We start from the raw sequence: 24,625 nt of genomic DNA on the forward strand, positions 1-24,625 counted from the left end.
CTCTTATGACTCACTCCCAACTTCGTTCCCTCTTCTCCGTTGATCAACAAGTCCCCCGTCTCGACGGCACAATCGGGCCGTACATCAACTTCGACAACGCGGCTTCCACGCCGCCCATGCGGTCAGTGCAGGAAGCCGTCAACAACTTTATGCAGTGGTACTCGTCGGTGCATCGCGGCACGGGCTTCAAGAGCCAGCTTGCCACGCGCGCTTACGAACAGGCTCGCGAGATCGCGCTGCGCTTTGTCGGCGCCGACCCGAAAACGCACGTCTGTATCTTCGGCAAGAACTCAACCGAGGCCCTCAACAAGCTCGCCCGGCGCTTTCACTTTGAGGCCGGGCGAGATGTTGTGCTGGTCTCGCTGATGGAACATCATTCGAACGATCTGCCCTATCGCGCTGTCGCCAACGTCGCCCACGTGGCCGTGAAGCCGAACGGCGAATTGGACGAAGATGATTACGACCGCAAGCTGAAAGAGTACGCGGGGCGCGTGGCCCTGGTGGCCGTCTCTGGCGGGAGCAACGTCACCGGCTTCATCAACCCGGCGCGGCGGCTGGCCGAGAAGGCGCACACCGCCGGCGCGCAAATTCTGATTGACTGCGCCCAACTCGCCCCGCATCGCAAAGTGGATATAGGCGCGCTCGACGACCCTCAGCATTTTGATTACATTGCGATCTCGGCCCACAAGATGTACGCGCCTTACGGCACGGGCGCGCTGATCGGGCGGCGCGATACATTTGAACACGGGGAACCCGACTTGCGCGGGGGCGGCACGGTGGAGATCGTCACCGAGGACTCGGTGGAGTGGAGCGGCCCGCCCGACCGCGACGAGGCCGGTAGCCCGAACGTCGTCGGCGCGGTGGCGCTGGCGGCGGCCATCAAACAGCTTGAAGCAGTGGGCATGGAGACCGTGGCCGCCCACGAGGCCGAGTTGACCGAGCACGCGCTTCGACGCTTGAGTCAGATGGAAAGCGTTGAGTTATTGGGCGACCGCGACCCGGCGCAGGCCGGAACGCGGCTGGGCGTGATTCCGTTCAACCTGCGCGGCGTGCCGCACTTTCTGGCAGCGGCCATCCTCGGCCACGAGTTCGGCATTGGCGTGCGCAACGGCTGTTTCTGCGCCCACCCTTACATTTTGCATTTGCTGGCGTTGACGCCGCAAGAAACGGCGCGGGTGCGCGACGAAATGCTGGCCCACGACCGCCGGGAAATGCCGGGCCTGGTGCGCGCCAGCTTCGGGCTATATAACACGATTGAAGAAGTGGATCGGTTCGTCGAAGCGCTGGAGAAGATTGCCCGCAAAGAATACAAGGGCAGGTACAACCAGGATCGGGCTTCGGGTGACTATGTGCCTGAGGGGTGGAAGCCGGAGTTTGAAAATTATTTTCGGCTATGATTTTCGTAGAGGCGAAGCATTCGGCCCTCACCCCCGGCCCCTCTCCCGAAATGAGCGGCACATTTCGGGAGAGGGGAGAAAATCTCACATGCCACCAATCTCCCACAAAATAATTTCCGGCGGGCACAGGAAGCGCACGCGCGGCGCGCCTTTGCCTTCCATGCCCAGCCCGCGAGTGACGTAGAGCGTCAGGTCGTCCACCTGCCGCCGACCCACTTCAAATTGTTTGCCGTAAAGTGAAGCCGTGATCAGCGCCCCAAAAAACGGCAGGCGCACCTGGCCGCCGTGGGTGTGTCCCGATAGCTGAAGGTCAACCCCGGCCTCGGCGGCGTCCAACACGAGATCAGGGGTGTGATACAGCAAAATGGTGAACCGCGAGGGGCGGCTTCCCAACACCTCCACCAGCTTCGGCCCGTCCACAAACGGCTTGTGAGTGCAGACCAGTCCAACGAGATCGATCTCATAGCCGTTGTGGCAGATTGTCACTTTCTCGTCGCCCAGCCAGCGAAGGGGAAGGCCGTCGAGGAGCGGGGAAGGCACGACTTCTTCTTTATCCACCGCCGGGCTACCCGACACGGCGTACACGCCGAGCGGCGCCGACCACTGGCTGATGATCTCGCGCGCCTGCGCCTGGGCAACCGGATCGTGAATGTACGAAAGGTTGAGAAAGTCGCCGGAGAACAAAATGAGATCGGCGTTGAGGGTTGGGATGAGTTTGAGCAGTTCGCGCTCGCGGCCGGTGATGCGCTCAATGTGCAAGTCTCCAAGATGCAGGATGCGAAGCGGTTGGCCAGGCTTGAGTTTGGGCGATCTCAACGTTTGCTTTGTAATCGTCAAGCGGTGCGGCTCGATCCAAAAGCTGTAGATGACGAGCAGTGTGCCGATGATTTCCAATGACAAAGCAAAGGTGAGCGGCAGGAGGGCAAACGGTGCGCGCAGAACGGCCAGCGCCAGGGCAGGCGGCTTGGCCGGGCCAAATGATTTTCCGGCGCGAGGCAGGGCGGCCAACAACGCCCAGTCGCCGAGCATGAACAGCCACAGGCCAAATGTCTGCGGCCAGTTGCCCCACGTTGGCAAAACAGCAATGAACAACAAGACGGCGGCGAAGACGGGCCGAGGCAGGTTTTCGATGAAGTCCATGATGTGAAGCAGAACGTCGAACGAGTTGCCGTGAGTGCCGGGAAAGTTTTTGACTTTGGTGAAATCGGGTTTTGGGCGCATGAGGTTGCGGGTTAGAGGTTGGAGGTTTGAGATTGGAGCGGAGCGATCTTATCACACGACACGCGACAAACGACACTTGACACCCCTCGCTGGCCTGCGGTACACTGCCGGCACAATTAAATAAAGCAGAGAAGGTGCCCTGCACCCCGGATGGTCAGGGCATAAAGGCGAAGCCGGTGGCGTTCCATCATCGAACGGAGTCCGGCGCTGTTGCGCAACTGTAAGTTAGTCAGGTAGTCAGGTAGTCGAGTTGTCAGAGGGTCAAGTAGTCGGTTGACTACCAGACCACTCGACCATAAGACCAGCAGACTAACAAGCCAGGTCGCCCGCCTTCTCTGCGTTTTCCAGACCCTCGCAGAAAGGAGACGGGAAGATGTTAGATCAGCCCAAACCCCCTTAACCCCCTTGTTGTGAGATAAGGGGGTTTTATTTTTAGGTATTCACTCTGTCAAACGATAAACGTCAATTTTCAGGATAACGCTAATCATGTTCCGCAAACTACTTTTACCCTTTCTGGCGCTCACGCTGCTTTTGAGCGCATGTGCAACACCGGCCACCCCGGCCGTTCAGCCCGCCATCGAGCCGACGATAGCCCCGACCGTAGCGCCTACCGTCGAGCCGACGGCTGAACCAACCGCCGAACCAATCGCCCTCACCGACAGCTTAGGGCGCGAAGTGACGCTGGCCGCTCCGGCGCAACGAATCGTTTCACTCGCGCCGTCTAATACCGAAATCGCGTTTGCCATCGGCGCGGGCGGGCAGTTGATTGGCCGCGATGATTTTTCCGACTACCCACCCGAAGCCGCCAGCGTGCCCAGCGTCGGCAGTCTGTATCCCAACGTCAACGCCGAAGCTATTGTGGCCCTCAAACCCGACCTGGTGCTGGCCGCCGGAATCACCAGCCCGGACGACGTGAAAGCACTGGCCGATCTGGGCCTGACGGTTTACGCCACCAGCTACGCCGTCACGCTTGACGATGTTTACGGCGACATTCTCGCCGTTGGAAAGCTGACCGGCCACGCTGTCGAGGCCGAAAATCTGGTCGTCAGCATGAAGGCTCGCGTCGAAGCCATCTCGGCCAAGACAGCGCCTCTGGCGACCCGGCCCAACGTGTTCTACGAAACCGACGACACCGATCCCTCCAGCCCGTGGACGCGCGGCCCCAATTCTTACGCCGAATCGCTCATCAACCTGGCCGGCGGCGTCAACGTCGGCTCTGTCGGTAGCGCCCAGGATTTTCAAATGAGCCTGGAAGAGATCGTCAACCAGAACCCGGACATCATCATCTTCAGCCACGCCAGTTACAGTGGCCGCACGCCGGAGCAAGTGATGGCCCGCCCCGGCTGGGAAACGATTAAGGCCGTCGAGATCGGCGCGGTATTCGCCATTGACGGCAACCTGATTGATCGCCCCGGCCCGCGTGTGGTGGACGGGCTGGAAGCGTTGGCAAAGTTGATCCATCCAGAATTGTTCAAATGACGCAAGTTGAACTAAACGTGGAGACGTCCCGCTGGGACGTCTCTACGGAGACCTTTCGCCCGCGGCGAGCAACGCAGTTGTTGTTCGCCCTGTGCCTGGCCGCTCTGGCAATTACGGCACTGGCCGGCGTGGCTGTAGGCGCAGTTGACATCCCGGCCACAGCCGTCGTGCAACTGATCGCGGCCCGGCCCTTTCACTTCGCCACAGATTATCCCGACACGTTCAACACGATCCTGTTCGACATCCGCCTGCCACGTGTGGCCCTCATGGCCCTCACCGGAGCCGCGCTGGCCTCTGCCGGCGCAACTTATCAAGGCCTCTTCCGCAACCCGCTGGCTGACCCGTATCTTGTGGGTGTGGCCTCCGGCGCGGGCCTGGGTGCGACACTGGTGATCACAGTCGGCTTACCGGCGAGCGGATTCGGATTGATGGCCGTGCCGCTGGGGGCGTTTCTCGGCGGGGTAGCCGCCGTGGCCGTGGTGGTCTTGGTGGCCCGCGTGGGCCGCACCACGCCGGTGACGACAATGCTCCTGGCCGGAATCGCCGTCGGCTCGTTCGCCAGCGCCATTACCACCTTTTGGATGTTGCGCTCGCCCGAAGGCCTGCGCCGCGCCTTCAACTGGCTCCTCGGCGGCTACACCGGCGGCGGCTGGCAACCGGTCTGGATCGTTCTTCCGTATCTTATCGTTGGCCTGGTCAGCCTCCAACTTCACGCCCGCGCCCTCAACGTTTTGCAGTTGGACGAAGAGCAGGCCCGGCAACTCGGCGTCAACGTCGAACGCCTCAAGCTGATCATCGTCGGCGCGGCCACCTTGATGACCTCGGCGGCAGTGGCCTTCGGCGGCCTCATCGGATTCGTCGGCCTCGTCGTGCCGCACATTTTGCGTATGCTCGGCGGCCCCGATTATCGCCGCCTCATCCCGCTCTCGGCCATCGGCGGCGCGGCCTTCCTCATCCTCGCCGACCTGATCGCCCGCACCGTGTTCGCGCCGCAAGAACTTCCAGTCGGCGTGATCACCGCCCTCATCGGCGCGCCATTCTTTATCTTTTTGTTGAGGCGGCTCAAACGTTCAGTGTTCTAGTTGTCGTTGGCACAGCCCCCGGTAGGTGACGTTTGTCGTTTGGCGCTTGCCTTTATCTGTAATTTGCGAGTTTCTCATGACCATCCTCTCCATCTCGAACCTTTCAGTCAGTTATCACGGTCGGGCCGTCTTGCGCGGGGTCAGCCTGAATGTGAAAGCAGGCGAAGTCCTCGCCCTCATCGGCCCGAACGGCGTGGGCAAGTCCACCTTCATTCGCGCCGTCAGCGGCGTGGTTCGGCCCGACGCCGGAAAGATCACCCTCGACTCAACCGACCTGCTCCGCCTGTCACCTGACCAGCGCGCCCGCCAGATCGCCGTCGTGCCACAAGCCGTAAGCCTGCCGGACGCTTTTACTGTGGCCGAGATTGTGATGATGGGCCGCACGCCGTATTTGCCGTTATGGGGCGGCGAGAGCAAACACGATTGTCGTGTGGCCTGGGACGCCATGCGCCGCACCGAAATTGAAATGCTGGCCGACCGCCGGGCCGACGAGCTTTCGGGCGGTGAGCGCCAGCGAGTCGTCATCGCCCGCGCCCTGGCCCAGGAGCCGCGTGTGCTTCTGCTCGATGAGCCAACGGCGCATCTCGATCTTAAACACCAAGTGGCCGTTCTGGAGCTGGCGCGAGCGCTGGCCCGCGAAGGCGGGCTGGCCGTGCTGGCAACACTCCACGACTTGAACCAGGCCGCCGGCTACGCCGACCAGGTTGCCCTGCTCCACAACGGCGAAGTGCGCGCCGTCGGTCGCCCCGTCGAAGTCTTCACCCCGGCTCACCTCAGTCTGGCTTACGGCTTGCCGATCAACGTGATTTCTCATCCAATGTATAGCACGCCGTTGGTTCTGCCGGATGGCAAAACGTCAAACGTCAAACGTGAAATGTGACGCTTGTCGTTTGATTGGAGTCACTTATGCCGAGATTAACTAAACTCTACACCCGCAAAGGCGACGACGGCACGACCGGCCTCGGCGGCGGACAGCGCGTGCCAAAAGAATCGCTCCGCGTGCAAGCCTACGGCACGGTAGATGAACTTAATTCGGTCATCGGCCTGGCGCTGGCTCATGGCCTGTGTGATCGCCTGACCGAAGTTTTGCCCGCCATTCAAAACGAGCTATTTCATCTCGGCTCCGACCTGTGTTTTCTCGAAGAAGACAAAACCAAATTCAAGGTTCCGCAAATTGAGGAGCGGCACATTGACAAGCTGGAGGCGCTAATTGACGAGTTGAATGAATTTGTCGGGCCGCTGGAGAATTTCATTTTGCCCGGCGGCTCGGTTGGCTCAGCCAACTTGCACGTGGCCCGCGCGGTGTGCCGCCGCGCCGAGCGCGACGTGATCGCTCTGGCGCGCGTTGAGGCGATTGGCCCGTTTGTCGCCACCTACCTCAACCGCCTCTCCGACTTGCTCTTTGCCATGGCCCGCTACGAAAACAAAGTGCGTGGCGTGGCCGAGCCGCTGTGGGACGCGACGGCATGAACCTACCAATCGTTCCTGTTCCCGATTCTGCGGCGGCAACCGCCGCCCGCGCCCGCCAGAACTCACTCACCAAGCCGCCCGGCAGTCTGGGCCGTCTTGAAGAGCTTTCGATTCAATCAGAATCCTGCCCGGCCTCATCGCTCCCTTCACCCTCGCCGCTGTCCTCGCCCGCTGGCTCATCATCATCGTCGCCCGCCAGCGCCCCGCCCGCCCCGGCGGCCTCGGTGCCGACTTTGCTCTCGGCCTCACGCCGCTCACTCTCACTCTCGCCGCGCTGATTCCTCTGGCCCTCATTGTGAGCCTCACGTTTAATTTCGACGGCTGGCGCATACTTCGCGCCGTGCTGTTTGCCCACCTCGTCACCTTTGCCGTCATTGCCCTTGCCCGCGCCCGCCTCGGCGGCGTCACCGGCGACGCGCTGGGCCGGGCCAACCAGCGGCTGGCGGTCCAGGCCGGCGAAGTGTTGTTCATGGTGGCCGGCCTGCCGCTGAAGTTGAAGTAGAATTGGCCCATCCCAAAACAAGTGAGGCCGTCATGTTCGACTGGTTGAAACCTAAAAAGCAGGAAACACCTACAACGCCGCCCACAAACGAGACGGCTGAACCGACGGTGGTGGAAATCTCGGCCCTGGAGTTGAGGAAGTTGATCGAGTCCCCCGCCCCGCCGCTGGTACTGGACGTGCGCGAACCTTACGAGTTGGAGGCCGACGGTTTGATCCCCGACTCGGTTCACATTCCAATGCGTTTTGTGCCCAACCGGCTGGCCGACCTGCCCAAAGACCGGCCCATCGTGGTCTACTGCGCCGCCGGTGCGCGCAGCTATAACGTGGCCGAGTTTCTCCTCAGCCAGGGTTATGCCGACGTGAAAAACCTGAGAGGCGGCATTATCGCCTGGCAAGCCAGCAAACCGCGCTGACAACATTCTCAAGCTGTTCTGAGCGAACCCCTCTTGACAAACATCCCAGCTATGCTATACTCCACTATAGTATACCGTTGCAAATGAGGCACACCTATGAAGGTTCAAAATTCTGTCGTCAAGGAAGACTTGCAAAAGCGCCTGCGCCGGATTGAGGGCCAGGTTCGGGGAGTGCAGAAAATGCTGGAGGAAGACCGCGATTGCCATGAGATCATCCAGCAATTGGCGGCGGTTCGGTCTGCCGTGCATGGCGCGAGTGTAACCTTTATGCGTGAGTATGCATCTGATTGTTTGATGAACGTGGACAGCGACGACAAGAAAGCGCGTGAGTTGTTGCTGGATGATTTGATCGGCTTGCTGGGCAAAGCGCCCTAACAGGCAAGGAAGAAGACTGGAACACAATGAGCAAAAAAACAGCGAGTGTTATTTGGAACGGCGAAGGAATGTCGTTTACCGGCGTGGGCGGCTCGGGGTTTTCGCTTCAGTTCAACAACCCGTCCGGGCCGGGCGCGGCCAGCCCCATGGAATTGGTGGCGATTGCCTCCGGGACTTGCACTGCAATGGATGTGATAGACATTCTACGCAAGAAACGCCAGGCGGTTTCCGGCTTTGAAGTGAAAGTCATTGGCCTGCGAACCAGCGGCTACCCTTCGGTGTTTACAGAGATCGATCTTGAGTACGTGGTGCGCGGGCGCAACATTGATCCCAAAGCCGTCGAGCGTTCCATCGAGTTGTCGCTCGCCAAATATTGCTCAGTCAATACAATGTTGAAAAACTCAGGGGCCGTCATCAACAGCCGTTACCGGATCGAAGAAGCGGAAACGGTGGCGGCTTGAACTGTAACAATAACCAAATTCAAGAGACCCATAGAACGTCTCAATCAACTTTAATTTTTAGGAGAAAAAATGGCTGAACCAATTCATGTCACCGACGCCGCTTTTGAACAGGCTGTGCTCAAGTCCCCCACCCCGGTGGTGGTAGACTTCTGGGCGCCGTGGTGCGGCCCGTGCCGCATGGTGGCCCCGATTCTTGAATCCCTGGCCGCCGAGTACGATGGCAAGATCATCGTAGCCAAGGTGAACACCGACGACAATCCGGAGTGGGCGATGAAGTACGGCGTGCAGGGCATTCCCACCATGCTCTTCGTCCGCGATGGCAAGATCGTGGATCGCATGGTCGGCGCCGCTCCTCACCCGATGATCAAGGCCCGGGTCGAGAAGATGATCGCCGCCGTGGCCGCGTAAGAACAACTCAATACCAACAAAAAGAGCCGGCACAAACGTCCGGCTCTTTTTGTTTTCAGGCAAGTGCTCTCCGGGCTATTTTTGCCGCAACAGCCGCGCCGAGTTCGCCAGGATTCCCAGATCGGGCAAAGATTGCATGGCGGCGGCAAAGATGGGCGGGATGAGGCCGAAGGCCGCCAACGACAGCCCGGCCACGTTGTAGATCGCCGTAAAGATCAAGTTGGTCTTCACCACACCCATCGTCTTCTTCGCAATGGCGAACACTTGCGGAACCAGCATCCAGTCGTCGCGCATCAAAGTGATGTGGGCCGCCTCAATCGCAATGTCAGTTCCAGCCGCGCCCATAGCAATGCCCACGTCGGCCTGGGCCAGCGCCGGGGCGTCGTTCACCCCGTCGCCTACCATCACCACCGTGTGGCCTTTGGCCTGGTAGTCCTTCACAATCGCAATCTTGTCTTCGGGCAGTAAGTTCGCCCGACACTCAACCCTAAGCTTGCTCGCCAGCGCCGACGCTGTGCGCTCATTGTCGCCTGTCAGCAGGGCCACATGCTTCACACCCAGCTTCCGCAAATCTGCTAACGCCCCTGGCACTTCGGATCGAAGTGTGTCGGCGGCGGCGATCACGCCGATCAGTTGATCATCGCAAGCGACGAACAACAACGTTTTGCCTTGCGCTTCGAGTTCAGCCGCCTCTGGCAGTGAGGCCCCCTCTGACACCAGTCGTTTATTGCCCACCGTCACCGTTTTCCCGTCCACCACCGCCCGCACCCCCAAGCCCGGCATTGCCTCAAAGCTCTGTGGCTCGCTGAGTGTCAAGCCATGCTTACGCGCCGCAACTCGCACCGCCTCAGCCAGCGGATGCTCGGAGTATTTTTCCGCAGAGGCCGCCAACTGGAGAATATCCGTTTGGAGATTGGAATCAATCTCTAATCTCCACGCAAAGCGTCTAATCTCTGTCACTTCAGGCTTCCCCAACGTCACCGTTCCCGTCTTGTCAATCAACAGCACATCAGCGCGGGCCAGCGTTTCGAGATACTTGCCGCCTTTGATGAGCAGGCCGCGCTTCGCGCCCGCACCAATTGAAGCCAGCATGGCAATTGGCGTGGCAAGAGCAATGGAACAGGAACAGGCCACCACCAGCACGGCGGCGGCGGCGAGGGGGTCACGCCGGAAGAGGAGCGTGAGAGCGGCAATCGTTGCGACGATTGGTAAGTAGTAAGCAGTAAATTTGTCGGCGAAGCGTTGAACGGTTGCGCGATGCGCTTCGGCCTCTTCGACAAGCTTGACCACGCGCCCGAAGGTTGTGTCTGGTCCGACGTGGAGAGTGCGAATTCGCAAGTGGCCGAGCCGGGCGAGGGTGGCGGCAAATACCTTTGACGATGGGCCGACTTCGGCAGGCATGGATTCGCCGGTGATGGCCGATTGATCCACTGTCGCTTGACCGGCGATGACTTCGCCATCCACCGGGATCGTCTCGCCGGGGCGGACAATGACGGTTTGGCCGACGACGACCTGGGCGGCAAGAATCTCAACTTCAACGCCGTCGCGTTTCACGCGAGCCGTTTGCGGCGCAAGCGCCGTCAGGTCTTTCACCGCGCGGCGAGCGCGTTCGGTGGTGAAGTTTTCGGCGTAGTCGCCGACGCGCATGAAGAACACGACGACAACCGCCGTCGCCCACTGCCCCACCGCCAGCGCGGCCAGCACGCCCAGGCTCATCAGCGTGTGAGCGATCACCTGCCGCCTGAGCGCGGCGCGGACGACGTTGACGAAGATCGGCCAGCCGCTTACGAGAACGAGCAGAGCGCCAACCGGAAACGGCACGCGCTCCGTCAATTGCTCGAACAGCCCCAGCCACTCGCCGACGACGACCACGAACAAGACAGCGCCAAACACAATGCCAAAGAGTGTCAGCACGCGGCGGGTAAAATCGTTGAAGGGTTGATTCGTAGTAGCCACTTCAGTGGCCGGAACCCCGTAGCCCGCGCCGGCCACCGCGCTCCGAATCGTGTTCAGTTCGACCAGCGCCGGGTCAAGCTTAATCGTCGCCTTCTCCGACGCCAGAAACACGTCCACCGACTCGACGCCGGGCAAGGCGGCGATGGCGTGCTGAACGTGTTGGGTGCACTCGGCGCAATCCATGCCGGAAATTGAGAGGGTGATGGTTTTGAGTTGGGCCATGCTTACGTTTTACCACAGATCGGCGCGAAAACAGCATCTACATTGGCGGCAAAACTGATGACAATGATCACGTGGAAGTTTGAGGAAAACTCATACAATCTTTACTAGAACATTCGATGACATCTGGTATTCTACTAACCAACATTGGCTCGCCCGACGCGCCAACGGCGAAAGCGCTTCGCCCCTACCTGGCCGAGTTTCTCGGCGACCCGCGCATCATCGAACTGCCGCGCTGGCTCTGGCTTCCGATCCTGCACAGCGTCATCCTTACCACGCGCCCGCGACGCTCGGCCCTCCTCTACCAAAACATCTGGACGGACTCCGGTTCGCCGTTATTGGCTATCGCCCAACAACAGGCGGCGGGCTTGCGTGAAAGGTTGGCGGCGCGTACGGGGTCATCCATTCAAGTGGCGATTGGAATGAGGTACGGCAATCCATCCATCGCCAGCAGTCTTCGTCAATTGCGCGACTCTGGCGTGAAGCGCATCCTTGTCTTTCCGCTGTTTCCACAATATTCGGCGGCCACGACAGCTTCCACATTCGACGCTGTTTTCGCCGAGTTGAAAACGTGGCGCTGGATGCCGGAACTGCGGACAGTCAATCACTATCACGATCATCCGCGCTACATCGCGGCGCTGGCGAACAGCATCCGCGAATACTGGCAGGCGCACGGCAAAGCCGAGCGTCTTCTACTTTCGTTTCATGGCATCCCCAAAAGTTACTCGCTCGCCGGCGACCCTTACGCTGGCGAGTGCGAAATGACAGCCCGGCTCGTCGCCGCTCAACTCGGCTTGAAGGAGGGCGAGTGGCAGATGTCGTTTCAGTCGCGCTTTGGGCCAGTGGAGTGGCTACAGCCTTACACTGACAAGCTACTTGAAGAATGGGGCAAGAGAGGCGTGCGAAGCGTGGACGCGCTCTGCCCCGGTTTCGCCACCGACTGTTTGGAGACGATTGACGAGATTGGGCGCGAGGCAAGAGAGACGTTTGCGAAGGCCGGGGGTGGCCGCCTCAGCTACATCCCCGCCCTCAACGCCCGACCCGATCATCTCGATGCGCTGGCTGAGGTGGCGATGAGGCAGTTGGAGGGGTGGGTGTGATTTGGAGAAAATGGGACAACGAATGTTAATCGAATAAACGAATGGCTTGCCGCCAACATTCGTTTGTTCGTTCCCTATTCGTTGACAGAACACCTACGGCCATGTTTGGATTTGAGGGAGAGATGGGTAATTCGGGGCGGCATGAGATGTCTTGTTGTGAAGCGCCAGCGGGGAGATCATTCCCCCCTGCCGACCGTACTTGGGTCACACTTACAGACGTGAAAGGGATTTCTGAAATTCCTCTTCTTGACGTTTCATCTCTTCATTAGCGGCTTGAAGTATATCTGCATACTCTTGTTGAGGTACGTATGTATTTTCATTTTGGCCAAAAGCATCAATGAGCATATCGTAATCTTGCTCAGTCAACAAGCCACCGCTGAAAATTCTGCCGTTTTGCTGAAAGGTGGCATTAATTTGCCTGCCTTTTAGGCCCTGGCTTATGACAGTTGCCTTTTCATAAGCAATCCCTGAGACACCACTTTGGCAATCATGCGCTCCATAACACAGGCAGGCATGTACCGCTAATCTATAAAGGTCGTCGAGTGCCTGACGGTAACTTGCTTCAGTGTGGCCTTTCTTCGCCTCCTTCGCCAGACTTCGTAGGCAGATGGCACAATCTCTGAAAGCGGCCGGTGTCGGAAGGGCCTTCCTGCTCAAAAGATAAGCGTCTCGATAGCGCTTGTTTTTCTTATAGGCTTTCGCGAGGCTACTATAGATGTAGTTCGTGTCCTCCCGTCTGGCTTTTGCCGCTTCGAGAGCCTGCTCGTATAGACGTTGCGCCTCAACGTAATCTTTCCGCTTATACGCCTCGTCACCTTGTTTCACGAGTTCTAGCGAGAAGTTCGGAGCCATTAGTTCACCTCCTGAAGTTCATGTGCGCAGTGGCCACTTCTTTGAGCGATATATTCGGCCTGTCGCGTCACGGGCCCATGCATAAAGAATTTTTTGTGTTATTACCTCATCAAAGTTCGCGGAAGTCGTGTGCCTTTGATTTTGAGCAAGTTCCTTTGGTAAAGATGGGTCTGCGACAGTCGCCAGGTTTTCGTCTGATTTAGTATCAAGCCTGAAGCCGGACTCAACAACGGTAAGAGGCTCTTTCCCTATATTGACCATTATGATCTTGACCGTAGGCTGTGTAGTCGTTGAGCCAATCAAAAGGCCATAATTAGCCTCAACCTTCAAGTAGGGTCTGTTGAGTCTATACACGGTCACGTCCTTGAATAAATTCCACAGAATCGCGATCGTTGAAAGAACGGCACCGTAAATGGCCAGGAACGTGGTTAGGTCCATTTAATTGTCCAATGGAGTGTGAAAGTATGAGAAAACGACGATCAGTACCATGAGCACAGTTTGTGCTAGAATCGACAGCATGTTCAGTGGAAGTCCTGTTGATTTCATCTGGCTAGGTGCTACGGCAAGTCCTGGATTCAATCCGACGGATCCGCTAATTTACCCTTCGACCGAGCAACAGAAGAAGAACGCAAAGCATGCTATTAGTGGTGGCTCTGCAATTGGAAGTGGACTCTCTGCGGGTTCGTATGTAGGGAATGCCTCAGCCACTGAGTTCTTCGCAGGCGTTGATCTCACTAAACTGGTTTGGGACGTATGGACTCAAGGTTTTATCCTACATTCAAAGATGCCCCAGTACCTTCCATCTTTGTTCTTAACCACCACCTCCCTGCTTGGTGGTCGCACGGTCAATGGTAGTCCACTTGTCTATTCCGGCTTCCGGGCAGTACGGCCGGATTGCGCCAGCCGCCTCCATTACTTCGCCGATACAATTGACCCGAACGTAGATGACAGGGTGGAATGCCCACAGTGTCGTAGTTTTTACTCCGCCATGGCAATTCCTCGTTACTGCGACTGTGGTTATTCTTTAGCCACTTGGTAATACTTCCCCACAATTGCAATTCAGGTAAACCCCGTCTGGCTGGAAGCACGATCCTGTGCCCGATTTTACACTCTTCATCTCACGCCATTATCGCCACCATCCCCAAAACCCCAGCCCCCAACTCCTTGTTGCCCTCAATCTGCACCTGAGCCAGCGCGGCGTCTTGGCTCAAGCCTTTGGTAAACAGCCGCCAGGCCGTGTCCTGGCTCAGGCTCACTATTGAAACAGCGGCGGGATGTTGGCCCGAATACAAGCGCCACACGCCGCTCTGCCTGAGCAATGACCACTCGCCGCCTGCCTCGCCGAGAATGTTGAACGAGAGAGCCGTGCCTTCACTCGCCGCTACGTCCCGATAAGTATGCGGCAGGGCGCGCATGAAAGCATCCAAGACCGGGAACAGCCATTTGCGCTTTGAGAGAACAGGTTGGCCCACAGCTTCGCGGATGTGCTGTTGATGAAGCCATTTTTCGGTGTACTCGCGGGCAATGTCGAACCAGTTGGGCGATTGCTCTTCGCCCGCCCAGGCCACCTCAATTCTGGCCGGCTCGTCAGCCTTAAGACTCTTGAAGTAGTCATATAAACGCCGATCGGCGAGATCAAGAAACTCGATTAACAGGTTTGGGCTGATGCGCCTGGCCGCCTTGACCCATTCGTCGTTGCTTTGATTGATAAAGCTCACAAGCTCGTCATAGGTTTTGACAGAGGATTCGGCCTGCAAAGAATCGTCTCGGGTATTCCACAACCGGCCAACACCGCCGCCGAGTAAATGAGCGGCCACATCTTTCACCGACCAGCCAGTGCAAACCGTTGGCCTGCGCCACTCGTCGGCGGCCAGGCCTTTGAGCACGGCCAGCAGTTCAGCGCCAAGTTGGGGGAACAATTCGACGGTCGCAACAGGTTCCAACGGGTGCATGCGCAGATTCTACCCTACATCTTCATCGGCTATAATGCCCATCCCACTTATGACTCGTCTTCTCGAAAAACCTGTTGAGGTCGCATCCGGTGCAATGACCCGTCGCGTGCTCAACCTGGCCTGGCCGTCGGTGGCCGAGCAATCGCTCATCACCCTCGTCGGCCTGGTAGACACGTACATCGTCGGCCACCTCGGCGCGGAGGCAATTGCCGGTGTGGGCCTGGGCGGGCAAATTTTGAATCTGATCGCGGCCCTGTTCGGGGCGTTGGGCATCGGAGCCACCGCCGTGGTCGCCCGTTCCATCGGCGCTCGCAACCGCGACGAAGCCGCCGCCGTTGCCGGGCAAGGCGTTCTCATTGCGCTTGCCATCGGCCTGCTCTCGTCGGGAATCGCGTTTGCCTTCGCCCGGCCCATCATCACCCTGTTCGGTGGCGCGCCGGGCGTGGTGGTGCAAGGCACAGCCTGGTTGCGCGCCGCCGGGCCGTCGTTCGCTCTCATGGGCCTGATGCTGGTGGGCAACGCCATCATGCGCGGCGCAGGCGATACCCGCACGCCGTTGTTGGTCATGATTGCTTCCAACGTGATTAACGTCGTCACCGCCTGGACTCTCACCCGAGGGATGGGTATGGGCGTGATCGGAGCCGGGATCGGGGTGACGGTGGGACACTTGATCGGCGGCTTGCTCGTCCTGATCATCCTGTTCAGCCGCCGTTACTCGTTGTCGCTTTCTAATCTCCAACCTGATCTGGCTTACATCGAGCGCATTCTCAACGTGGGGCTTCCGGCGGGCGGCGAGCAGATTATTTTGCAGTTAGCCCTGAGCTATCAAGCTGCCCTGATCTCGGTCTTTGGCACGGCGGCTTACGCCGCCCACCAGATTGCGATTCGAGTCACGGCGCTTTCGTATTTGCCCGGCTGGGGCTTTAGCGTGGCAACCACCACGCTGGTTGGACAGGAGCTTGGCGCAAAGAACCCGGACGGCGCGCGCGAGGCCGTTTCCGTCGCCCGCCGCTTTTCTCTGCTGGTCATGGCCGGCATGGGCGTGGCCCTCTTCCTCTTCGCCGAACCCATTGTCCGCATCTTCACCCCTGATCCGGAAGTGATTCGCGCCGGGGCGTGGGCAATTCGTGTGGCCGCCTTCATCCAGCCCCTCATGTCGCAATCCTTCATTTATGGCGGCGCTCTGCGCGGCGCGGGCGACACGCGCTCGACGATGGTCATTACCATGTCAACTGTGTGGGGCCTGCGCATCCTCGCCACCTACCTGCTCGGCTATCGTCTGGGCCTGGGCCTGGTCGGTGCCTGGCTGTCCGTCGGCCTGGATTTTGCCTTCCGCTGGATGCTTTTTGCCCTTCGCTTTCGCACCGGTAAGTGGGCGCTGTTGAGAGTGTAGCGGCGCGTGTGCAGAACACAGAACAACTTAAGACCAAAGGTGATGGGCGGATTAGAAAGCCCGACCAACCACAATCTCCGCTTCTAAACATGACCTCCCCTTCCCCCTGTCTCCTTGTCTCCCTGTCTACTTCATGAAAATCCTTCTCCGCCTCCTCACCTCCCTCCGTCCCTACCGCTGGCAAGTCCTGGGCCTGCTGGTCTGTCTGCTGGTGGTCACAGCGGCCTCACTCGTCACGCCCTCCATCATCCGGTCTGTCATTGACGACGGCATTGCCCAAAATAATGCCAGCGCCATGCTCTCTGCCGGGCTGACCATCGTCGGCGTCGGTTTAATCCGTTCCGCGTTCAACTTTGCCAAGCGCTACCTCGGCGAGTGGCTGATCAACCGGACGGGCTACGATTATCGCAACGCCCTCTACGACAAAATCCAACGCCTCTCGTTCGGCTACCACGACCAGGCCCAGACCGGCCAACTGATGAGCCGTTGCACCGAAGACGTGAGCGCCCTCTCGCGCTTCGTCGGCCAGGGCGCGGTGGAGCTGATCAACGTCGCCATGTTGCTGGCCGGCATCATCTTCCTCCTCTTTCGTGAGAACGTGGCCCTGACGCTCATCGGGCTGGGGCCGCTGATCGTGCTGGCCGGGTTGACATACTATCTCGGCAACATGCTCGGCCCGCTCTTCCTCAAAGTGGATCAGGCTCTGGGCGACATCTCGTCGGCCTTGCAGGAGAACCTTTCGGGCGCGCAGGTTGTGCGCGCCTTCGCCCGCGAAGACTTCGAGAAGGAAAAGTTCGCCCTGTCGAATCGCAACCTGTTCAACGCCCGAGTCAAAATCGTCGGCACGTGGGGCTTCTTCATGCCCACGATGACGGTTCTGGTGATGGCCTCCACCGCCCTCATTCTCTGGTTCGGCGGCAACCGGGTGGTAGGCCGGACTCTGACCCTGGGCGACCTGGTGGCTTTCAATGCTTATCTGATCCTGCTGGCCGCGCCGGTCGGCCAACTGGCTTTTGTGGTCAACTCGGCCAGCGAGGCCGTGGCCGGCGGCCAGCGCATCTTTGAGATTCTTGATCTGCCGGAAGAGATTGCCTCGCCGGTCAACGCCAGGCAACTGCCGCCCCTCGGTGGCCGCGTCACCTTTGAGTCCGTTTCTTTTTCGTATCGCGGCGAGCGTCGGGCTTTGCACGATGTCTCGTTTGAGGCCCAGCCGAATCAAGTCATCGCCCTCATCGGGCCAACCGGTTCTGGCAAGACCAGCCTGATCAACCTCATCCCCCGTTTTTACGACGCCACCGCCGGTCGGGTGCTGGTGGACGGCTACGACGTGCGTCTCTCCAACCTCAAATCTCTAAGATCACAAATTGGAATTGTTCTTCAAACCTCTCTCCTGTTTTCGACCACCATCCGCGAAAACATTGCTTATGGCCGGCTCGACGCAACTGAAGAGGAAGTGGTGGCCGCCGCCAAAGCCGCCCGTGCCCATGACTTTATTCTGTCATTCCCCGACGGTTATAACACTGCCGTCGGCGAGCGTGGGGTGACGCTTTCCGGCGGCCAGCGTCAGCGGGTGGCCATTGCCCGCGCCCTGCTCATGAACCCGCGCATCCTGATCCTCGACGACTCGACTTCGAGCGTGGACACGCAAACCGAGCATCTCATTCAGCAAGCCCTGGCCGAACTGATGAAGGGCCGCACCACCTTCGTCATCGCCCAGCGCCTTTCCACCGTCAAACGCGCCGACCAGATTTTTGTGCTGGACGGAGGCCGCATCGTCCAACGCGGCACACATGACTCACTACTGGCTGAAGGCGGCCTCTACAAAGAAATCTACGATTTGCAGTTGAAGGACCAGGAGAAGTTCCGCAAAGAGATGTTGTTCCTGGACGCATTGCCCGAAACCGTAAGGGCAATTCACGCATTGCCCGAAACCGTAGGGGCACTTCATGAATTGCCCGAAACTGTAGGCATGTGCATGTCGCGCGACGGGTCGATGTTGGTGCCGCCGTCGAAGGCGAAGTCGAGCGTGCGTCCGCCGAGCTTCGTCGCGCGCATGCGCGGCTGGTTGCCGGCGGCGCAGTAGTGCGTGAGCACGAGATCGTGGCCGTCGCGGTGATAGACGGTGACCATCTCCTCGGCGGTGACGACGATACGATTCTGGGCAAAGCCTACGACCCCAAAATCGCGGGCCGTCTGTTCGCCTACATCCGGCCTTACGGCCAGCAACTGCTGGTTGCGCTAACGCTGATGACGGTTGCCACGATCATGAACGTCTCCGGGCCGTACCTGATCAAAGTGGCGCTCGACGAAGGCGTGACAAAAGGCGACCTTGCGACCCTCGGTCAGACCGTCGGGCTGTATGTGTTGGCCGCGATCGTTATGTGGGTTTGCACTTACATTCGCGTTCGCATCATGGCTGTGGCCGGGCAGAGCATCATCTACGACTTGCGGCGCGAGTTATTCGATCACCTGCAAACCCTTTCGCTCGGCTTCTACAGCCGCTATGCCGTCGGGCGCATCGTCTCGCGCGTCATCAACGACGTGAACGTGATTCGCGAGTTCATCGTCTGGGCCATCACTGCCGTCACCCGCGACCTCTTCGACCTGGTCGGCATCACCGTTGCCATGCTCGTCATCAACTGGCGGCTGGCCCTGTTCGCCTTCTGCGTTTTGCTGCTCATGGCCGTCGCCACCGAGCTTTTCCGCCGCCGCGCCCGCGAGAGCTACCGGCAGGTGCGCTCGGCCATCGGCTGGGTGAACGCGGTGCTCAACGAAAACATCGTCGGCGTGCGGGTGGTGCAATCGTTCTCGCGCGAAGATCGCAACTATCAGACCTTTGCCGACGACGTGAACGGCAACAACCTGCGGGTCAACAACCGGGCCGCTCTCATCACCTCCATCTTTTTCCCGTCGGTGGACTTCATCGGCAGTCTGGCGCTGGGGCTGGTGGTGTGGCTGGGCGGGCTGGCCGCCCTGCAGGTTAGCGGCTTTGCCTTCATCAGCGGCGGCGAAGAACTGACCGCCGGAACGTTGTTCGCCTTTGCCATGTATATTGACCGATTCTTCGATCCGATTCGCGATCTCTCGCAACGCTACAACACCTTTCAGGCGACGATGGTCGGCGGCGAACGAATCTTTGAACTGCTCGACACGCCCATCGAAGTGAAAGATGCGCCGGAGGCAAAGGTGATGCCGCCGATTAAAGGGGAAGTGGTCTTTGACAACGTCAGCTTCCTCTACGAAACCGACGGCCAAACCATCCTCACCGGCCTCAACCTGCGAGTCGCCGCCGGTCAAACCGTTGCCCTGGTCGGCGAAACCGGCGCCGGCAAATCAACCCTGGTCAAGCTGGTCAGCCGCTTCTACGATGTCACCCCGCAGGGGGGCGCAGTGACGATTGACGGCCTTGACGTTCGCAGTGTCACCCAAAACTCGCTGCGACGGCAGATGGGCGTGGTTCTGCAAGACCCGTTTCTGTTCGCAGGCACGGTCGCCGACAACATTCGCTACGGCTCGCTCGGAGCATCAGATGTTGAAATTGAGGAGGCGGCCAAAGCCGTTGGCGCGCACGAGTTCATCACGGCGCTTGACCAGGGTTACGACACAAAAGTCGGCGAGGGCGGCGCGATCCTCTCCGGCGGCCAGCGGCAGCTGATCTCCTTCGCCCGCGCCCTGCTCGCCGACCCGCGCATTTTGATCCTGGACGAAGCCACCTCCAGCGTGGACACCCAGACCGAGCGTATTATTCAAATTGCGCTGGAGCGCCTGCTCAAAGGCCGCACCTCATTTGTGATCGCTCATCGCCTGTCCACCATCACCCGCGCCGACAAGATTGTGGTCATGGATCGCGGTCGCATTGTCGAAGAAGGCACACACGCCGAACTGCTGGAGCGGCGTGGGCGGTATTTTGAGCTGTATACGATGGCGTTTGCGGAAGCGGCGCGCTCCTGAAATTTGCGATATACTCAGCACTCATGCGTGACCGTTTTCAAAAGTGGCTGGCGGGCCGCAGCATCCCGCCGCTGGCCGTCATCGTCGGCCTCAACCTTCTCTTCCTCGTCGGCCTGGCCATTGTCGTCATCGCCATCGTGGGCAATAACAATGTCCCGGCCACCCCGGCAGTTGCCACGAAATTGGTGGTGGTGACGGCGACCCCGCCGCCCGATCAAGGCCTGCCTACGCCCGTCATCGCTGAGCCAAGCTTTCCCGTCATCGCCATCACGCCCACAGTTGGCCCCTCACCCACCCCACCTTCCAACCCATTCGACGTGGGCGGCACGATTGTGATGGCTTTGCGCCGGGACGGCCACACCAACCTCTGGGCGCTCGTTCCCGGCAGACCCAACCTCACCCGCCTCACTGCCGGCGCCTGGGACGACCGCGACCCGGCCTGGTCGCCCGACGGCAAGAAGCTGGCCTTTGCCTCGCGCCGCGAAGGCAGTTGGGACCTGTATTTGCTCGATATTGAAAGCGGCGCGCTCTCGCACCTCACCGACGACATTGGCTTTGAAGCCAACCCGTCCTGGTCGCCGGACGGCGCTTATATTGTTTACGAAGGCTACGCCAACGACAACTTCGACCTCTACTTCGTCGGCGTTGGGGGCGGCGCGCCGGTTCGTATCACTCACGATCCCGCCGCCGACTTTGCGCCCGCCTGGTCGCCGCGAGGCCGGAGCATCGTCTTTGTCTCCTACCGCGCTGGCGGCCCCAAGCCCGATCTCTACCTCTACAATCTCGACAATCCCGATGAGGCGACTTCAATCACCCGCCTCACCGACACCGCTGAAGTGGCCGAAGACGAGCCGCAGTGGAGCAAAGACGGCCGGCTCGTCGTTTACTCCGACGCCAACTCGCCGCTCAATATCGTCTATACCACACTCGCCGATGCCAGCGGCGCTACACCCATTGAATCGACACAGGGACACTTCCCCACCTGGTCGCCGGACGGAACCGGAATCCTGACCGCCTTCCAGCAAAACGATCGCGAGTTTGTGGCCGCCACCACGTTGGGAGCTTTGTCCACATCCCCAATCGTGATCCCGGTGGAGGGCCGAATGGGCGCGCTTTCGTGGACGTTTGCCTCACTGCCAGCCGCGCTCAAAGGTGACATCGCCGAAGCCGCCAACGCTACCGACGCGCCGCTGTGGGCCGAGAAGATCACCAATCCTTCGGGCCTCAAAGACACGCCCTACGCCCTCGTACCGGTTCAAGAATTGATCGCGCCCTACCCTGTTCTCTCGGATCGGGTGGACGAATCCTTTGCCGGTTTGCGCTTTCGGGTGATTGCCGATGCCGGCTGGGACTTTTTGCGCGCGCTGGACAACGCCGCCATCGAACTACGGACGCCGCTCGAACCCGGCCTGCCCCGCGAGTCCTGGAACAAGGCGGGCCGCGCCTTCGACGTGAGCCAGGCCGCCATCAACGACGGCTTTGGCTACATGGTGCAGGAGCAGGTAGGCAATCGAATCTTTTGGCGGCTATGGGTGCGCGTGCGCCAGGGCGACGGAACCCTGGGCGAGCCTCTGCGCCACATGCCCTGGGACTTTCAGCCGCGCTTCGACCCCAACAACCCGGCGGCCTTCGACGCCGGCGGCGCTTATTACGCCGAACTTCCCGCCGGTTACTTCATTGACTTTACTCAAGTGGCCGAAGATTATGGCTGGAGCCGGACGGCCTCGAGCGACGACTGGCGCTTCTTTTATCCGGGCGCGCAATATTGGCACTTTGAAAATCGCGGCAGCCTGACGTGGGTGGACGCCATGCGCGAACTCTATTCGGCGGAACTGATTGCCTCACCCACGCCCTTCCAGAGTCCAACCTTCACACCCTCGCCGACCCTGCCGCCCACCGAAACCGGCACGCCAACCGACACGCCGACGATCACCTTCACGCCATCAAAGACGCCGACGATCACTTACACCCCGTCGAATACCCGCACGCCCACGCCCAAACCCACACGCCTGGGCCAGCCCAGCGCCACCAACACCCGCACGCCTACGCTCACCAACACGCCGACCGTCACCCGCACGCCAACGCCGACGCGCACCTTCACGCCAACCCGCACACCTTCGCCGACGCCGGGGGCGTCGAACACGGCCACGCCATGAAAAAGAATTCAGAAGGCACGCGAAGCGGGCAAAAGGCAGAAGTTTGGAGTCCGATGGCGCACACTATCGGTCATTCACGAAAGTTCGGGCGGCAGTTGCACTGCCGCCTGCCGCGCCGCAGTTCAACTGCGGCGCGAACAGGGTTTCGTGATCTATTGACTATTTTTTCATTGTTCATTGTTTCATTGTTCATTAGCGGCTGTGGATCTGCCGGCCAGCCTCTGCCCACCCTTGCGCCCACGCTTGGCCCCATCAGCGTCACGGCCCTGCCGACCTCGCCGTTCAACCTTCCAACATCCAACTCTAACCTTCAACCTGCAACTTTCAACACCGCCACCCCTTTCCCCACCACCGATTTCTTAGGCGAACAATCAACTGCCATCAACATCAAGGCTACCGAGCCGTTGCGGTTCAACTTTGGGACTCAAACACCCGCGCCGACGTTGAATTGGCGGCCACCCCCTTACCCTGTCCCGGTTTCCATCCGCCAGGAAGATCATTTCTGGTTCGCCCGCCCCATCGCCTCCAACGCCGTCAACTGGCCCCACCCGCTCTATCGTTACGGCAGCACCTACTTCGGCAACATGCACGCCCACACCGGAGTCGATCTCGATTCGCCGCTCGGCACGCCGGTGCTGGCCGCCGGGTCGGGCGTGGTGGTCTGGACGGGTTACGGTCTCTTTGGCACCCGGCCGGTCGAGGACGATCCTTACGGGTTGGCCGTCGCCGTCAAACACGACTTTGGTTACAACAACCAGACGCTTTACACGATCTATGCTCACATGTCCAAGATCAACGTCTGGATCAACCAGCCGGTGACGATGGGCGAGCAAATTGGCGAAGTCGGCTCCACCGGATTCTCGTCCGGCCCGCACCTGCACTTTGAAGTCCGCATCGGCGAAAACAAGTTTCTCAAAACCTACAACCCCGAACTGTGGCTGGCGCCGCCCACCGGCTGGGGCGTGCTGGCCGGGCGCGCCCTCGACAAAAACGGCAACTACGTTCCTGAACTGGCGATAGATATTTACGACTCGGCTGGCCGCTACTACCCCATTTGGACGTACGCCACCAAGAGTATCAACGCCGATCCGATCTATCAGGAGAACTTTGTCATCTCCGATCTTCCGGCTGGCACGTATCGTTACTCGATGAATATCGCCGGCGAGGCCCACGTGGGCACGGTGGAAATTCTGGCCGGGCAAACAAGTTTTCTGGTGGTTCAGGAGACGGTGGCCGAGGCCGTTGCCTTTGCCAATCCGGCGGCCACCAATGGCCGGGCGCCGACGCTCACCCCAACCCCGTCCTCCACCCGCGCTCCCACCGGCACGCCAACGCCGACTGCTAAACCTTGATCCTTCGTTGAGCGGTTGCCGTCGCAAATACACACAATGCTATGCCACAAGACGAATCGATAAATCTGATAAGGCTTTGTCGCAAACTTACGGCTACATTCACCGTAAAACAGTTGTTGGAAGTTTGCTCGGAATTAGGTGTTGACGGCGAGCTAGTAAGGCTCAAAGGGCGAACTGTAAAGATAGAAGATGCAGTCGCTTTAGTTGCTATGCTTGACAGTCAGGGACGAGTAGGTGATTTCCTGAATGCCTGCCACCGACAGTACAACAATTTTAGTAGCGAAGGCCTTGAAATCCCGAAGGCCGAGTGGTTGCCTAAACCTTTGCCGGACCACATTGTTCACATGCTGGATAGTGCGTTCGACTTTTCTGGAAAGCCATACATCACTTACACCATTCCAGACTTCTCAAACCAATGGATGCCCCAAGCCGTTTCAACTGGTTGCTATGATTGGCGGATAAACGTGGATGCACTTGAAGAGATACTGTCCTCTACCCCCGCCATAAAAGATGCCTTAATGAAGGTGCGCGCCCTAATAGCGCATGAACGAGCATTTGCCTACGTTGCGAGCGAACGGCAGTGGACAGATTCGGGGATGAATTTCTTTCCCTGTGTTGTTGTCGCTCCCACAACTGACCAGTTTGACTCCATACGAATTGAGCAAACAAGCGACTGCAAAGGTGACATAGAGCCAGTGGGATTGATAGAAGAGCTAAAATCGATTGATGAGCAATATGGGCTAGGTAGTTCGTGTCCAAGAAATGGTTAGCGCGACAAGCGCCAGCCCGACTTAACAATTTACAATAAAGGAAGCCTCAGGAGTAAGGTAGTGGTGTGTCCAAACCTATTCCTGGAGGCTTCCGATGTTCATCATAGCATACCCGG

At 59.3% G+C, this 24,625-nt stretch carries 22 protein-coding genes, 1 pseudogene and 1 riboswitch; of the genes and pseudogenes, 18 read left to right on the top strand and 5 right to left on the bottom strand.

All coding sequences use genetic code 11. From position 1 onward, the window contains the following. Nucleotides 1-5: 5 nt before the first annotated feature. Nucleotides 6-1,397: an aminotransferase class V-fold PLP-dependent enzyme gene (locus HYZ49_02375; GenBank protein ID MBI3241123.1), complete on the top strand. Its 1,392-nt coding sequence runs from the start codon at nucleotides 6-8 to the stop codon at nucleotides 1,395-1,397. 84 nt (nucleotides 1,398-1,481) lie between these two features. On the opposite strand, the gene HYZ49_02380 is transcribed toward HYZ49_02375, so the two are convergent. Further along, nucleotides 1,482-2,618, bottom strand: a complete 1,137-nt coding sequence (locus HYZ49_02380) for a metallophosphoesterase (protein ID MBI3241124.1) — start codon at nucleotides 2,616-2,618, stop codon at nucleotides 1,482-1,484. Between the two features lie 115 nt (nucleotides 2,619-2,733). Continuing rightward, nucleotides 2,734-2,967: riboswitch (cobalamin riboswitch) on the top strand. Between the two features lie 137 nt (nucleotides 2,968-3,104). Between HYZ49_02380 and HYZ49_02385 the strand changes: the two genes are divergently transcribed. The 10 genes and pseudogenes from HYZ49_02385 (at nucleotide 3,105) to trxA (ending at nucleotide 8,808) form a co-directional block, all read left to right on the top strand. Next, on the top strand, nucleotides 3,105-4,097 hold the full coding sequence (locus HYZ49_02385) for an ABC transporter substrate-binding protein (protein MBI3241125.1): 993 nt from the start codon (nucleotides 3,105-3,107) through the stop codon (nucleotides 4,095-4,097). Further along, entirely contained in the window at nucleotides 4,094-5,179 is a 1,086-nt protein-coding gene (locus HYZ49_02390; GenBank protein ID MBI3241126.1) for an iron ABC transporter permease, read from the top strand. The genes HYZ49_02385 and HYZ49_02390 overlap by 4 nt, the downstream gene beginning before the upstream one ends. 76 nt (nucleotides 5,180-5,255) lie before the next feature. Continuing rightward, nucleotides 5,256-6,059 carry a heme ABC transporter ATP-binding protein gene (locus HYZ49_02395; protein MBI3241127.1) on the top strand — a complete coding sequence of 268 codons (804 nt, stop codon included), beginning with the start codon at nucleotides 5,256-5,258 and terminating at the stop codon, nucleotides 6,057-6,059. Between the two features lie 26 nt (nucleotides 6,060-6,085). Then, entirely contained in the window at nucleotides 6,086-6,649 is a 564-nt protein-coding gene (locus HYZ49_02400; GenBank protein MBI3241128.1) for a cob(I)yrinic acid a,c-diamide adenosyltransferase, read from the top strand. Then, nucleotides 6,646-6,762 (top strand): annotated as a pseudogene (locus HYZ49_02405) (nicotinate-nucleotide--dimethylbenzimidazole phosphoribosyltransferase). Before HYZ49_02400 ends, HYZ49_02405 begins: the two are co-directional and overlap by 4 nt. 2 nt (nucleotides 6,763-6,764) lie before the next feature. Next, entirely contained in the window at nucleotides 6,765-7,151 is a 387-nt protein-coding gene (locus tag HYZ49_02410) for an adenosylcobinamide-GDP ribazoletransferase (GenBank protein MBI3241129.1), read from the top strand. Nucleotides 7,152-7,183: 32 nt separating this feature from the next. Then, a complete protein-coding gene (locus tag HYZ49_02415) occupies nucleotides 7,184-7,564 on the top strand; it encodes a rhodanese-like domain-containing protein (protein ID MBI3241130.1) in 381 nt (126 codons plus the stop codon). Between the two features lie 96 nt (nucleotides 7,565-7,660). Continuing rightward, a complete protein-coding gene (locus HYZ49_02420; GenBank protein MBI3241131.1) occupies nucleotides 7,661-7,939 on the top strand; it encodes a metal-sensitive transcriptional regulator in 279 nt (92 codons plus the stop codon). A gap of 26 nt (nucleotides 7,940-7,965) precedes the next feature. Beyond that, complete coding sequence (locus HYZ49_02425) at nucleotides 7,966-8,400, top strand: OsmC family protein (GenBank protein MBI3241132.1); 435 nt, start codon at nucleotides 7,966-7,968, stop codon at nucleotides 8,398-8,400. Between the two features lie 69 nt (nucleotides 8,401-8,469). Beyond that, a complete protein-coding gene (gene trxA, locus HYZ49_02430; protein MBI3241133.1) occupies nucleotides 8,470-8,808 on the top strand; it encodes a thioredoxin in 339 nt (112 codons plus the stop codon). A gap of 75 nt (nucleotides 8,809-8,883) precedes the next feature. Here the strand turns inward: trxA and cadA are convergent, their stop codons facing one another. Continuing rightward, on the bottom strand, nucleotides 8,884-10,986 hold the full coding sequence (gene cadA, locus HYZ49_02435; GenBank protein MBI3241134.1) for a cadmium-translocating P-type ATPase: 2,103 nt from the start codon (nucleotides 10,984-10,986) through the stop codon (nucleotides 8,884-8,886). A 116-nt stretch (nucleotides 10,987-11,102) separates the two neighbouring features. Between cadA and HYZ49_02440 the strand changes: the two genes are divergently transcribed. Further along, nucleotides 11,103-12,083: a ferrochelatase gene (locus HYZ49_02440; GenBank protein MBI3241135.1), complete on the top strand. Its 981-nt coding sequence runs from the start codon at nucleotides 11,103-11,105 to the stop codon at nucleotides 12,081-12,083. A 210-nt stretch (nucleotides 12,084-12,293) separates the two neighbouring features. Here HYZ49_02440 and HYZ49_02445 read toward each other — a convergent pair whose 3' ends face one another. The 3 genes from HYZ49_02445 to HYZ49_02455 all read right to left on the bottom strand — a co-directional run bounded on the left by HYZ49_02445 (nucleotide 12,294) and on the right by HYZ49_02455 (nucleotide 14,887). Further along, nucleotides 12,294-12,935 (bottom strand): hypothetical protein, encoded by a 642-nt coding sequence (locus HYZ49_02445; protein MBI3241136.1) that lies wholly within the window; start codon nucleotides 12,933-12,935, stop codon nucleotides 12,294-12,296. Between the two features lie 18 nt (nucleotides 12,936-12,953). Next, complete coding sequence (locus HYZ49_02450) at nucleotides 12,954-13,373, bottom strand: hypothetical protein (protein ID MBI3241137.1); 420 nt, start codon at nucleotides 13,371-13,373, stop codon at nucleotides 12,954-12,956. Nucleotides 13,374-14,053: 680 nt separating this feature from the next. Beyond that, entirely contained in the window at nucleotides 14,054-14,887 is an 834-nt protein-coding gene (locus tag HYZ49_02455) for a maleylpyruvate isomerase N-terminal domain-containing protein (GenBank protein MBI3241138.1), read from the bottom strand. Between the two features lie 94 nt (nucleotides 14,888-14,981). Here HYZ49_02455 and HYZ49_02460 point away from each other — a divergent pair, with 94 nt between their 5' ends. From HYZ49_02460 to HYZ49_02485, 6 genes are all read left to right on the top strand, one after another. Then, the gene (locus HYZ49_02460) at nucleotides 14,982-16,280 is read left to right on the top strand and encodes an MATE family efflux transporter (protein ID MBI3241139.1); all 1,299 of its coding nucleotides are present in this window, start codon (nucleotides 14,982-14,984) and stop codon (nucleotides 16,278-16,280) included. A 133-nt stretch (nucleotides 16,281-16,413) separates the two neighbouring features. Further along, complete coding sequence (locus HYZ49_02465; GenBank protein MBI3241140.1) at nucleotides 16,414-18,363, top strand: ABC transporter ATP-binding protein; 1,950 nt, start codon at nucleotides 16,414-16,416, stop codon at nucleotides 18,361-18,363. A gap of 32 nt (nucleotides 18,364-18,395) precedes the next feature. After that, complete coding sequence (locus tag HYZ49_02470) at nucleotides 18,396-20,231, top strand: ABC transporter ATP-binding protein (GenBank protein MBI3241141.1); 1,836 nt, start codon at nucleotides 18,396-18,398, stop codon at nucleotides 20,229-20,231. A gap of 23 nt (nucleotides 20,232-20,254) precedes the next feature. After that, entirely contained in the window at nucleotides 20,255-22,387 is a 2,133-nt protein-coding gene (locus HYZ49_02475) for a PD40 domain-containing protein (protein ID MBI3241142.1), read from the top strand. After that, entirely contained in the window at nucleotides 22,384-23,739 is a 1,356-nt protein-coding gene (locus tag HYZ49_02480; protein MBI3241143.1) for a M23 family metallopeptidase, read from the top strand. The genes HYZ49_02475 and HYZ49_02480 overlap by 4 nt, the downstream gene beginning before the upstream one ends. A gap of 41 nt (nucleotides 23,740-23,780) precedes the next feature. Beyond that, nucleotides 23,781-24,509 (top strand): hypothetical protein, encoded by a 729-nt coding sequence (locus tag HYZ49_02485; protein MBI3241144.1) that lies wholly within the window; start codon nucleotides 23,781-23,783, stop codon nucleotides 24,507-24,509. Nucleotides 24,510-24,625: the final 116 nt, after the last annotated feature.

It is taken from the genome of Chloroflexota bacterium, assembly GCA_016197225.1.
In the GTDB taxonomy this organism is placed as follows: domain Bacteria; phylum Chloroflexota; class Anaerolineae; order Anaerolineales; family VGOW01; genus VGOW01.